At 65.0% G+C, this 12,560-nt stretch carries 10 protein-coding genes; 5 read left to right on the top strand and 5 right to left on the bottom strand.

All coding sequences use genetic code 11. The features are described 5' to 3' along the window. The first annotated feature begins 72 nt into the window (after nucleotides 1-72). Nucleotides 73-1,725 carry a M28 family metallopeptidase gene (locus WIX41_RS10580; protein ID WP_339449464.1) on the top strand — a complete coding sequence of 551 codons (1,653 nt, stop codon included), beginning with the start codon at nucleotides 73-75 and terminating at the stop codon, nucleotides 1,723-1,725. Nucleotides 1,726-1,971: 246 nt separating this feature from the next. On the opposite strand, the gene WIX41_RS10585 is transcribed toward WIX41_RS10580, so the two are convergent. Next, entirely contained in the window at nucleotides 1,972-3,306 is a 1,335-nt protein-coding gene (locus WIX41_RS10585; protein ID WP_339447334.1) for an MFS transporter, read from the bottom strand. A 179-nt stretch (nucleotides 3,307-3,485) separates the two neighbouring features. Here WIX41_RS10585 and yedA point away from each other — a divergent pair, with 179 nt between their 5' ends. Together yedA and rarD are read left to right on the top strand one after the other, a co-directional pair. Further along, nucleotides 3,486-4,388, top strand: a complete 903-nt coding sequence (yedA, locus tag WIX41_RS10590) for a drug/metabolite exporter YedA (protein WP_339447335.1) — start codon at nucleotides 3,486-3,488, stop codon at nucleotides 4,386-4,388. Beyond that, nucleotides 4,385-5,299 (top strand): EamA family transporter RarD, encoded by a 915-nt coding sequence (gene rarD / locus WIX41_RS10595; protein ID WP_339447336.1) that lies wholly within the window; start codon nucleotides 4,385-4,387, stop codon nucleotides 5,297-5,299. The genes yedA and rarD overlap by 4 nt, the downstream gene beginning before the upstream one ends. A gap of 100 nt (nucleotides 5,300-5,399) precedes the next feature. Here rarD and WIX41_RS10600 read toward each other — a convergent pair whose 3' ends face one another. Then, nucleotides 5,400-6,959, bottom strand: coding sequence for an MASE1 domain-containing protein (locus WIX41_RS10600; protein WP_339447337.1), 1,560 nt, complete (start codon nucleotides 6,957-6,959; stop codon nucleotides 5,400-5,402). Between the two features lie 402 nt (nucleotides 6,960-7,361). On the opposite strand from WIX41_RS10600, the gene WIX41_RS10605 reads away from it, so the two are divergent. Together WIX41_RS10605 and WIX41_RS10610 are read left to right on the top strand one after the other, a co-directional pair. Further along, the gene (locus tag WIX41_RS10605; RefSeq protein ID WP_339447339.1) at nucleotides 7,362-8,207 is read left to right on the top strand and encodes a hypothetical protein; all 846 of its coding nucleotides are present in this window, start codon (nucleotides 7,362-7,364) and stop codon (nucleotides 8,205-8,207) included. 259 nt (nucleotides 8,208-8,466) lie between these two features. Beyond that, complete coding sequence (locus WIX41_RS10610; protein ID WP_339447341.1) at nucleotides 8,467-9,327, top strand: hypothetical protein; 861 nt, start codon at nucleotides 8,467-8,469, stop codon at nucleotides 9,325-9,327. 42 nt (nucleotides 9,328-9,369) lie between these two features. On the opposite strand, the gene WIX41_RS10615 is transcribed toward WIX41_RS10610, so the two are convergent. The 3 genes from WIX41_RS10615 to WIX41_RS10625 are packed head-to-tail and all read right to left on the bottom strand — an operon-like array spanning nucleotide 9,370 to nucleotide 12,553. Then, nucleotides 9,370-10,680 carry an ABC transporter permease gene (locus WIX41_RS10615; RefSeq protein WP_339447343.1) on the bottom strand — a complete coding sequence of 437 codons (1,311 nt, stop codon included), beginning with the start codon at nucleotides 10,678-10,680 and terminating at the stop codon, nucleotides 9,370-9,372. A gap of 11 nt (nucleotides 10,681-10,691) precedes the next feature. Beyond that, complete coding sequence (locus WIX41_RS10620) at nucleotides 10,692-11,849, bottom strand: ABC transporter permease (RefSeq protein ID WP_339447345.1); 1,158 nt, start codon at nucleotides 11,847-11,849, stop codon at nucleotides 10,692-10,694. A gap of 14 nt (nucleotides 11,850-11,863) precedes the next feature. Next, nucleotides 11,864-12,553, bottom strand: a complete 690-nt coding sequence (locus WIX41_RS10625) for an ABC transporter ATP-binding protein (RefSeq protein ID WP_339447347.1) — start codon at nucleotides 12,551-12,553, stop codon at nucleotides 11,864-11,866. Nucleotides 12,554-12,560 lie beyond the last annotated feature (7 nt).

Below are 12,560 nucleotides of genomic sequence, written 5' to 3' on the forward strand. Positions count from 1 at the left end.
GGCCTGCCCGGTAACCGGAGTGTCACGTTACACTCTGGCATTCCGATTTTTTTGGTGCCTGCCGTGAATCCGATGCGCATGCTGCTGTTGTCGTCCTGTCTGTTCGTGGGCGGCCTGGCCCACGCGGCCAATGACCTGCCCGGCGGCGGCATCGACCCCGAAGCGCTGTCGCGGCACGTGCGCATCCTGGCCTCGGACGCGTTCGAAGGCCGCGCCCCGGCCTCGCCGGGTGAAGAGCGCACCGTGCAGTACCTGATCGAGGAATTCCGCAGATCCGGCCTGCACCCCGGTGGCGTGGACGGCAGCTGGGTGCAGCCGGTGCCGATGGTGCGTGCCCAGGTCGATGGTCCGGTGCGCGCGCAGCTGCGCCAGAACGGCAAGACCCGCACGCTGGTCAATGGCGAGGATGTGACCCTGCAGAGCCTGCGCCCGCAGGCGGCAGTGGACATCCAGGATGCGCCGCTGGTGTTCATCGGCTACGGCATCGACGCGCCCGAGCGCCAGTGGAACGATTACAAGGACGTGGACCTGCACGGCAAGATCGCCGTGGTGCTGATCAACGATGCCGATTTCGACGCCGACCGTCCCGGCGCCTTCGACGGCAAGGCCGTCACCTACTACGGCCGCTGGACCTACAAGTTCGAGGAAGCCGCGCGCCGTGGCGCCAAGGGCGTGCTGATCGTGCATGAGACCGCCCCGGCCGCGTACGGCTGGGCCACGGTGAAGAGCTCGGGCACCTCGCCGCTGTTCGACATCGAGCGCACGCCGGAACAGGCGCTGGCCCAGCACGTGCCGGTGCGCGGCTGGATGCAGCGTGCCCTGGCCGAACAGCTGTTCCGTGACGCCGGCCTGGATTTCGAGGCCGAGAAGCGCAAGGCCATGACCCCGGCCTTCCAGCCGGTGGTGCTGGGCGATGCCACGCTGTCAGCGCAGTTCAAGCTCAAGCGCGAGCAGGTCATCACCCGCAACGTGGTGGCCAAGCTGCCCGGCGGTGAACACGCCGATGAGGCGGTGATCTTCTCCGCGCATTGGGATGCCTTCGGCATCGGCCAGCCCGATGCCAAGGGTGACCGCATCCGTCGTGGCGCGATCGACAACGCCACCGGCGTGGCCACCGTGCTGGAACTGGGCCGGGTGTTCGCCGCCGGCCCGCAACCGCAGCGCACCCTGTACTTCGTCGCGCTCACCGCTGAAGAGAAGGGCCTGCTGGGCGCCAGTTACTACGCCGCGCACCCGCTGGCGCCGCTGGACAAGACCGCCGCGGTGATCAACATCGAAATGTTCAGCCCGGACGGCGCCACCCGCGACATCGCCTCGTGGGGCAAGGGCCGCGTGTCGCTGGAAGGCGACCTGGAGCGCGTGGCCAAGGCGCGTGGGCGCAGCTACAGCCCGGACCCGAACCTGGAAGCAGGCTTCTTCTACCGTGCTGACCACTTCGCCTTCGCCCGCCTGGGCGTGCCGGCGATCACCATCGGCCCGGGCCTGGACAAAGTGGAGGGTGGCGTCGCCGCCGGCAAGGCGCTGCGCGAGAAGTACTTCGCCGACTGCTACCACCAGGCCTGCGATGCCTGGACCCCCACCTGGGACCCGGCCGGCCACGCCGCCGACACCCTGCTGGTGTACGACCTGGGCGCCGAGCTGGCCAACAGCCGCCGCTGGCCGCATTGGGAAGAGGGTTCGGAATTCCGCAAGACCCGCGAACGAAGCGACGCTGCGCGTCGCTGAGCGGTAGCGCCGCAGGGAACGGCAGGAGCCGTTCCCAACGTTGCAGCGCAACGGCCCGAAGGGTGGCCGACAGGAAGGCGGCCATAACGTTGGCCGGCCCAGGCGGTCCCTGCCACGGCGACGCACCACTCCGGCGGCACACACCAAACAAAAACGCCGGGGCATGCCCCGGCGTTCTGCTTTGCGGTGGTGGTGCCGGCCAACGGCCGGCGCTACCGATGCGTGCGACCTGCGGTCGCGGCACCCTTACTTCCGCGTGCCATCCAGGTAGTTCGGGCCCTTGTTCTTCAGGAAGAACACATACACCACCAGCGACACCGCGATGATCGCCGTGACGTAGATGGCGAAGTCGCCCACCCGATCCGTCTTCAACGCACCCTGGTACAGCAGCGGCGCGGTACCACCGAACAGCGAGTTGGCCAGCGCATACCCAAAGCCCACGCCCAGTGCACGCACGTGGGTGGGGAACAGCTCGGCCTTCACCACTGCGTTGATCGAGGTGTAGCCGGTGAGGATCACAAAGCCCAGCGCCAGGGTCAGGAAGGCGATCAGCGGGTCGTGCTGGTTCGGCAGCTCGGTGATCAGGTACCAGCTGTACAGCACGCCGCCCACGCCGAAGAACACCAGCAGGCTCTTGCGGCCCACGATATCCGACAGCCAGCCGCCGATCGGCTGCAGCACCATCAGGAAGGTCAGCACGCCCAGGTTGATCAGCGTACCGGTCATCACGTCGGTACCGGCGAACGCGCTCTGGATCATCTTCGGCCCGTTCACCGAGTAGGTGTAGAAGGCCACGGTGCCGCCGGCGGTGATCAGGAAGCACAGCAGCAGCGGGCGCCACTGGTGCACGAACAGTTCGTACATCGAGCCGGAGGCCTTGGCACGGCCTTCGCGGGCGGCTTCGATGGAGTCTTCGCCCAGCGATTCATCCATGGAACGACGCAGCCAGAACACCACGATTGCCGCCAGGCCGCCGATGCCGAACGCGATGCGCCAGCCCCATGCGGAGATCTCGGGCTTCTCCCAGAACATCAGCATGGTGAACAGGGTCAGCTGCGCCAGCACGTGGCCACCCACCAGGGTGACGTAGTGGAACGAGGACAGGAAGCCGCGACGGCCGGGAATCGCCGCCTCGGACATGTAGGTGGCACTGGTACCGTATTCGCCGCCAGTGGCGAAGCCCTGCAGCAGGCGGGCGAACAGCAGGATCAGCGCGGCCCAGCCCCCGATGCTGTTGGCCGTGGGCGTGAGCGCGATCAGGAACGAACAGGCCGCCATCATCGTCACCGAGACGGTAAGCGCCAGGCGGCGGCCGTAACGGTCGGCGAAGCGGCCGAAGTACCAGGCGCCGATCGGGCGCATCAGGAAGGTCGCCGCGAAGATCGCCCACACGTACATGGTGGAGTTCTTGTCGGCGGCCGAGAAGAACTGCGATTCGAAGTAGACCGCGAACACCGAGTAGACGTAGACGTCATACCACTCGACAAGATTGCCCGCCGAGCCCTTCAGGGTGTTGGAAATCGAGCGTTTCAGCGCGGCCTTGTCGGTGGCTGGCGCGGAAAGGGTGGGGGAAATGCTCATGCTGGAAAACGGTCCTCACGGTCGAGCGGTGGTTCTGCCAGCTTTTACCTTACCCCACGTGCATGGCCGGTGGGCATTGCACCATGTAACTAGGCCACGCACGACAGCGTGCCACCACAGGGCATGCCGGGCCGGTGGCAAAGGCCTAGAATCGCCTCTCCCCCGCCTGCTGGTCGTGTATGGCCGTCTCCTCCGCAACCCCGCAGGCCGCTCCCCGCAGCGGCCTGGTCGTCCTGGCCCTGCTGCTGGTGTATGTGGTGTGGGGGTCCACCTATCTGGGCATCCGGCTGGCGCTGGAAGGCGGCGCGCTGCCCTTGACGACCGTATCCGGGGCCCGCTTCATCGTGGCCGGCACCCTGATGTACGCGGTGCTGCGCTGGCGCGGCATGCCCGCGCCCACCGGCCGGCAATGGCGCAACCTGGGCATCATGGGCCTGACCATGCTGGTGCTGGGCAACGGCATGGTGGTGCTGGCCGAGCGCACCGTTTCCTCGGGCCTTGCCGCCACGGCCGTGGCCTCGGTGCCGCTGTGGATGGCCCTGTTCGGCGCCCTTCGCGGCCAGCACGCCACCCGGGGCGAATGGATGGGTATCGCCATCGGCTTCCTGGGCGTGGTCTGGCTCAACGCCGGCAGCAGCCTGACCGCCTCGCCGCAGGGCCTGGTGTTGCTGCTCATTGCGCCCATCGGCTGGGCCTTCGGCTCGGTCTGGGCGCGCGGCCTGGACCTGCCCAGCCCCTTCATGACCGCCGCCGGGCAGATGCTGTGCGGCGGGGTGATGCTGGTGGCCCTTGGCCTGGCCAGCGGCGAACGCCCCACCACCTGGCCCAGCATGAATGGGCTGCTGGCGGTGACCTACCTGTGCATGTTCGGCTCCATCGTGGCCTTCACCGCCTACGTGTGGCTGCTGCAGAACGTGCGCCCGGCGCTGGCGGCCAGCTATGCCTACGTCAACCCGGTGATTGCCGTGTTGTTGGGCGCGCTGATCGGCAATGAGCACTTCGGCCCGCGCGATCTGCTGGCCATGGGTGTGATCCTGGCCGGCGTGCTGGTGCTGACCCTGGCAAGGACCCGCCGCAAATGAGCGCACAGGAAAGGACGCCCCTGCAGGAACAGCGCCGTGGCCTGGCCATCACCGCCTTCACCTTCACCCTGTGGGGGCTGGTGCCGGTGTACTGGCACCTGCTCAAGGCGGTGCCGTCGCAGCAGATCATCGCCCACCGCATCATCTGGAGCACGGTGCTGGTGGTGGCCTGGCTGCTGCTCAGCAATGGCACCGGCTGGTGGAAGCAGATCGCTGCCCAGCCGCGCGCGCTGCCCACCCTGGCCCTGAGCAGCCTGGCCATCGCCTTCAACTGGGGCCTGTACATCTGGGCGATCAACGCCGGGCACGTGATCGAAACCAGCCTGGGGTACTTCATCAACCCGCTGGTGAGCGTGGTACTGGGCGTGGTGGTGCTCAAGGAGCGCCTGCGCGGCCTGCAGTGGCTGGCGGTGGCCTGCGCCGCACTGGGCGTGGCCTGGCTCACCATCGACGCCGGCACCCCGCCGTGGATCGCGCTGGGGCTGGCGTGCTCGTTCGGGCTGTACGGGTTGCTGCGCAAGATGATTTCGGTAGACCCGGTGGCCGGGCTGGGCATCGAGAGCCTGTACCTGTTCCTGCCGGCGATTGGTTTCGCCCTGTGGAGCGAAAACGGCCACGGCGGCGGCTTCTTCGGGGGCTGGGGCTGGCGCAACGACCTGCTGCTGATCCTGGGCGGCGCGGTGACCGCCCTGCCGCTGATCGGCTTCGCCTACGGGGTCAAGCGCATCCCACTCTCGCTGGTGGGCATCCTGCAGTACATCGCCCCCAGCCTGGGCCTGCTGCTGGGCGTGTTCTTCTTCCGCGAACCGTTCGACACCGCCAAGGCGGTGGGCTTTGCCGCGATCTGGACCGGGTTGTTGCTGTTCATCGGCGACAGCCTGTGGCGGTCGCGGGCGCCCGCACGCGCCTGATACCGCGCAGCCACGCAGGGCGTGGCTCTACGCACGGTTGCCACGCACCGCGCGGTTACGCGGTCATGCCGGTAGAGCCACGCCCTGCGTGGCTGCGCAGCTACATACATTGGTTCGTCACTGAGGATGACCCGCGCGTCTCGACCAGTAGCAGCCTTATGGTGTTGCGGTGACACTGAAGACGGCCGCCGTAGGTGTTGGCCCGCGCCGTCAGATTCTGAATGGCGATTTCAGCAGTCCTCGGTGCCAGGCCAGTGGGAAGGTTCAAGACCTTTACCGTCATCACAATCCCCTGCAGATGCGGACGTCGTCCGCATCGCGCCCGAATCTGGAGTTGGCCCGACTCATGCTCAAGGAGGAGGGAGACAGCTTCGGTAATCGCCCGGTAGGCTGCCAACTGTAAACCTGTACTGAGCAGGCATGGATCGCCTGAGAAGTGTTCGCAGCTGACGCGCCCGGTCTTGTGCCACGCCTCGCTGATGCCGCATCCCTGCAGCGCCAGGTATAGGCCAACCTGCTCCAGCGGAATTGGATAGACCAGGCTGGCTTGCTCGCGGAAGTTTCGCGAGCTGATCGATATGGCCTTGAGTACGCTGCTAGCGAACTGCTTATGGCCTTGCTCCTGCAGCCATTCGACCGTCTGATTCAAAGCGAAATCGATGTGGTCGACAATGTGGCGCATTCGCTGTGCACGCGCCCGAAGATCCTTCTCGCTTGCCAGGAAAGAGGATTTGGCCAGACGCATCGCCTGGCTCCGATCCTGCAATGAAATGTTCAAGCGGCGACGATAGTGGCTGGTGATGGAACCAAGTGCGATCAGCGACGTGGAAACGAGTGCGAGACCCTGCTGCGCTCTGAAGGTGGCAGCGTCGAAGGAACCTGGAAGTCCTGTAACGGGAGTTGTGAAGTGAACAATGAGGTTCATGAGCGGCACGCCGACCGCCGCGCCGCGCCAGCCGTGAATGCAGGTGAGAAGGATCACTGGAGCAGCCATAAGCAATTGCAGTCCGGCTCTCTCGTCGGAATGGCCTGCAGGCAGCAGCGCTATGCCGTAACCAGTCATCAACATCACGACCAGGCATGCGGCAGACGGCGGATACAGCCATGCTGACCACCCTGATGGGGCGATTCGCCGTGTGAGCAGCGCTGCCAAAGGGGCAACCGTAATGATTGCCATATAGTGGCCAATGACAAAACGAGCTGCGACAACCGCAACATCCCCCGGCAGCGGTGACGGCCAGAGTATCCGCATCAGTGCAAGATTTCCGACCCCGATCGCGAGGGCAGCCGCTGCCGCGATCGTCAGCAGCCAGGCGTCGGTTCGGCCCGGGATGGCGCGGCGATGCAGATAGACGATGAGTGCGACGACGGGAAACTGATAGACGGAAGAGAGAAGCACCCAGTTGAGGCCATACGTGCCAACCAACGGAAGGCGCAATTCGGCGAAGTAGGCGTACTCCCCAAGTAGCAGGTAGGGCCACATGCGCATCGGCGATGCCAGCAGAACTGCCACCCGGACACCCGAGGGAAGAAAGAACTGATCCAGCGAGATCTGTCGTGTCGCCCAGCAGGCGATGGCGTACAGGGTTGCTACAAGGAGTCCGGCTGGCAGGGTTGAAATTCCTGCTTGAAGCCTCTTGATCAACCCGTCGTGCGCCATCCATACCCTCCTGAGGTGGGCCGGTGTCGCATTCTGTCTGCGCCGCCAGCCCTGTCCGAGGGCGCGAAAGTAGCCGCCGGACGTGTTGGTTGCAACTGGATTTCAGAATTTTCAGACAACAATGAGGTAGATTCACCGATCATCTTGCGCTGCATCACATGGTTGGTTTGAACCTCATTCCAGAATTCAAGAACCACGGAACAAGACGTGCATGACGCAATGTGCACTAAGGCAGTGCGCGGTTCGGTCACGCGGTAAAGCAGCCACGCAGGGCGTGGCTCTACCGACAGTGACGCGCTGTAGTGCGCCCTACACCCCGATTCGTCCCGTTCCGATTCCAATCGCCGTTCACCGCTGCTCCACTGGTCATCCGCGCGTGCGGAAAACCAAAGGAACCAGACGATGCGCAGACTGTTGTGGCTGCTGCTTGCAGCACTGCCGATGACCGCGACGGCACAGGCCGATGACCCCATCGCCTACAAGTGCTACTACTGCACACCTGCCGAGATGGAGGATGTGGCGCTGCTTCAAGGCGTGGGGCAGCATTACGTGTACGACGTAAGCGGGCTGCATATTGTGGGCTTCAACGTGGCGCTGCAGGGAGGAATACTGGTTGCCGATCCGTTCCCGGCCGAGGAGTGGGTGAAGAAACAGTTCATCGGGTTTGTGCAGTTGTACGGGCATCACTTGGGTGGCCGCAGTCTGGAGCCACTGGGTTCGTTCGAAGAGGTCTACCTCTATGCACCCGGTAGCGACCACGCGCGCGTGAGTCAGTACCTGTCGTCCGAGCACTTTTCCGCGCTGCACCCGGATCATCGCGCGGCGCGCCAGACCGTGGCGCGGTTCCTTGCATCACATCCGGTACTGGGCTTCCTGGACACCGAAGCCTCCGGTGGCCGCCTGCTGCGCCTGGAACTCAACAAGGACGGAGATCGTCCGCCGATCGCCACTACCGGGTTCAGTGGTCGTCACTTCGCCAGGTTCTTCTACGATTACAGCGCGCGCCGATGGGAGTACCTGGCGGCCCACGACGGTCTGTATGGGGTCCAGGAAAAAGCCGATGACTTTGTCGTTGATGGGCAGCCCACCACGTTCAACTATCGATGGTTGGACTCCGGCGAGCGGGATGCGTTCATGAAGCGCGCCGCGCGTGCCGGGGTGTCGATGATCGGAACGCCTGTGCTGTACAAGGACGCCATGTTCCTCTGCGAGCGTGCTGAGGAAGGCGTGCGCTGCACGGTCAACTGATTACTCCGCGGAAGCAGCCACGCAGGGCGTGGCTCTACGCGTGCTGCGACCGCCCACGCCGCGCTGCTGCATGTCTGCTTGAGCGCTGCGCCCCCCGAGCGTAGAGCCACGCCCTGCGTGGTTGAATCCCAGCCAACCCCGCGCATCATGCCGAATGATGCAATCCCCATCCGCACATTCGCACAGTTCCGATGTTACTGCGCAGCGCCTGCTGCTCCACTTGGTTGGCCCGCGCGTGCGGGTTCCGATGGAGTACACAATGAAGAAGTTGGCGTGGTTGCTATTGGCGGCACTACCCCTGCAGGGAATGGCAGAGGAGCGTTTGGAAGACCCCGTTGCGCAGCCGTGCTACATGTGCACGGACGCTGAGATGTACGCGAAGGCGCGCTCGCTGGGCGTCGGCTCGCACTACGTCTACCAGGCCGCAAGCCAGACCAACATTCAGGGGTTTCACGTCACCAACGAGAACGGGCAGCTGGTGGCCACGCATTTCGTGCCAGCACCGTGGATACGCACGCAGTACAACGCGCTGATGAAGCTCTACAATGAGGTCCGGGGCGCTTTCGTTGACCAGTGGGGAACGGTGTCGCTGCAGCCACCGGGATCACCGCACGTGATGATGGAACAACCGCAGAGCGACACCCTGCTGTGGGGGCATCACGTCTCCGACCTCAATCCCAGGCGTGAGGAAGCGCGTGAAACGGTACGGCGCATGCTCACCCGCTCAAGCCGCTACGCCTTCTTGAACGCAGATGCCGAGCACGGCCGCATCCTGCGGTTCGAATCGCAGTCTTATGGCGCGTCGCCGTTGATCGCGCAGCTGAAGATCCTGACGTCCTCGCTCGGCTACGTCGAGTTCTACTTCGATTACGAGACACGCCAGTGGGAATATCTGAACTCGCGGGACTGGAACTGGGTGATCCAGGAAAAAGCGGAAGACTTCCTGTATCCGGACGGCACCGCGCGCAGGCTGCCTTACGAGCGAGCGCTCGCGCCCTACTTCGTGCAGCGGGCCGGCTGGGCGGGCGTAAAAGTCACGGGGACGCCTGCGTTCGGCACCTCCACCGTTGCATACCTGTGTGCCCGGATTGCTGGAAAGATTGAGTGCCGGGTGGAATGATCCATCCACCGTGCCCCTCCGGGGGCACGGTGGTTCCATGCATCAGGTTTCGCGCAACGCCGTGGTTATAGGCAACCGCGCCGCACGCAGCGCGGGGAACAGCCCGCCCACCAGCCCGATGCCCAGCGCCCATTTCAGCCCGCTCCACAACAGCTCGGGCGAGACCTTGAACTGGAACACCACCTGGCTGAAGTTGCTGCCGATGGTGGACACGCTGTAGCCATTGAAGATCGCCCAGGCCACCAGTCCACCGAGCAGGCCGCCGATCAACGCCAGCAGCATGGTCTCCAGCATGATCGCGGTCACCACCGGCACGCCACGGAAACCGATTGCGCGCATGGTGGCGATCTCACGCGCACGGGTGGCCACTGCCGCATACATGGTGTTGAGCGCGCCAAACACCGCACCCACCGCCATGATCGCGCCGATCACCGTGCCCAGCACCTTGATCAGGGTGTTCAGGCCACCGCCCTGCTTGGCGTAGTACGCCCGCGTGGTTTCCACATCCAACTTCAGACGCGGGTCGGCAGCGACGCCGGCCTTGAACTGATCGAACCCGGCCTTGCCAGCGGTGCGCACGCTGATCGATTGCCACGCGCTGCGCTGGTAGGTATTGGCCAGCGTTTCGGCATCGGTCCACAGTTCCGAGTCGTGCGCATCGCCGGAGTTGAACACGCCCACTACGGTCCACTGCTGGTTGCCCAGGGTGAGCGACTTGCCCACCTCCAACCCACGGAACTGGCCCTGCGCCCCCTTGCCCACCACGATCTCGCGCAGGCCGGGATTGAAGCGGCGGCCTTCGGTGATCTTCACCTTGTCGTGCACCGCCCAGGCCATCTCGCCCACGCCACGGAACTGCGCGTTGACGTCGGTGCCGTCGCCCTTGGACACCAGGTTGACCACCTGCGACAGTTCCGGCGAGATCATCGGCCTGCCCTGCGCGTCCTTGGCCACGCCCGGCAGCGTGGACAGCAGGGGCACCTGGTCGCGGGTGATCACCGAATTGGTTTCGGCCTGCGAACCGCCGCGCAGCACGATCGCGGTGCTGTCATCGCCGGTGCTGTTGAGCGTGGCCTGGAAGCCCTGGCCCATCGCCAGCATCGCCACCAGCACGCCGACCACGCCGGCAATGCCCACCACCACCACCGACGAGGCGCCCCAACGTTGCGGCAGGCTGGCCACGCCGATCCGGGTGGCGGCCAGCGCCAGCCGCCCGCTGCGGGTAAACAGCAGCCACAGCACCACGCCCACCACGACCGCGAGCACGCCCTGCCAGGGCAGCATGATCCATACCGTCAGCAACACCGCCAGCAGCAGCACCGACAACAGATTGCCCAACCATTGCTTCTTCATGTCGATTCTCCTCAGCGGCCCGCGAGGGCGTCGACGATCTTCAGCCGCTTGGCGCGTAGCGCCGGCAGCAGGCCCACCACCACACCGATCAGCAGGATCAAGCCAACGCCCATCAACCAGGTCTGGGTGGGTACATGCGGCGGCAGCAGACCTTGGGTTCTCGGCGCCAGTACCGGCAGGATGGTCGCGGCCAGGCCCATGCCGATGGCACCGCCCAGCCCGATCAACAACACCGATTCGATCATCACCAGCACCAGCACGGTGCTGTCCTTGAAGCCCAGCGTCTTCAGCGTGGCCAGTTCGGGCACGCGTTCGCGCACCGCCTGGGCCATGGTGTTGCCGGTGAGCAGCAGCAGGGTGAAGAACACCGCGCCCATGATCGAAGTGACGATCAGGCCGATGTCGGCGAACTGCTTGACGAAGGCCTGCTGGAACGCCGATTCGGTCTGGGTCTTGGTTTCATGGTCCGAATTGGCCGAGATCGCATCGATGGCCTGGGCCACCCGCGAGGAGTGGTCCGGGTTGTCCAGGGTGACGGTGAACCAGCTGACCTGGTTCTTGATGTAGTCGTTGCTTTCGTCGAAGTACTTCCAGTTCATCATCAACTGGCGCTCTTCATTGGCCGCCAGCGTGCGGTCCTTGGAACGGAAGACGCCCACCAGTTGCAGCGGCCAGTCGTTGCTGCCGCCACGCGGGAAGATGGTGGCCTGCAGCGGTATGGTGTCGCCGATCTTCCAGCCGAATTCCTTGGCCAGCGTTTCGCCCACCACCGCACCGGTCTGGGTGTCCTGGAAGGCCTTGAGCTGTTCCGGCGGCAGCTGCAGTTCGCGGTAGACATCGAAGTAGTTCGGCGCCACCGAGAAGTTGGCGAAGAAGTTCTTCGGGTCCTGGTAGATGCCGCCGAACCACATGCCGGAGGTCACATCCTTCACCCCGGGCACCTGGCGCACCTGCGGTTCCAGGCGGATCGGCAGCGACTGGGTGATGGACAGGCGCGAGGCCACGATCAGGCGGTTGGCGCCTTCCACGCTGCCGCCGGAGCTGAAGGCCACGCGCACCGAATCGAGCATGCCAAACAGCAGGAACGCGGCCACCACCGACAGCAGGGTCAACAGGGTCCGCGTCTTGCTGCGGAACAGCTGCGCCCATATGAGCGAGAAATACTTCATCGCAGTGACCTCCGTCAGTGGGCCGCAGGTGCTTCGGCGAGCTCACCCTTGTCCAGGTGCACCGTATGGGTGGCGTACTCGGCGGCCTTGGGGTCGTGGGTGACCATGATGATGGTCTTGCCGTGCTCGCGGTTGAGCTGCTGCAGCAGCAACAGGATCTCCTCGGCCGAGGCGCGGTCCAGGTCGCCGGTGGGCTCATCGCAGATCAGGAAGGTGGGGTCGGAAACGATGGCCCGGGCGATCGCCACGCGCTGTTGCTGGCCGCCCGACAGCTCATTGGGGCGGTGGCTGCGGCGGTCGGCCAGGCCCACCAGCGTGAGCGCGATCTCGGCATTGCGCTTGCGCTGCGCCGCACCCAGGTGGGTGAGCAGCAACGGCAGCTCCACGTTCTTCTGCGCGGTGAGCATCGGCATCAGGTTGTAGAACTGGAACACGAAGCCCACATGGTGGCTGCGCCAGGTGGACAGCTGGCCGCCGGACATGCGGTCGATGCGCTCGCCTTCGATCTCGATCTCACCGCCAGTGGGCGTATCCAGCCCGCCGATAAGGTTGAGCAGGGTGGTCTTGCCCGAGCCGGACGGGCCCATCAGGGCGACGAAGTCGCCGCGCTGGATGTCCAGGTCGATACCGTGCAGCACCTGCACCTTTTCAGGGCCGCGCTGGTAGGTCTTGGTGATGTTGCGGAGCGAAACCAGGGTGGACATGGGTGGT

It is taken from the genome of Stenotrophomonas sp. AB1(2024) (assembly GCF_037482345.1).
In the GTDB taxonomy this organism is placed as follows: Bacteria; Pseudomonadota; Gammaproteobacteria; order Xanthomonadales; family Xanthomonadaceae; genus Stenotrophomonas.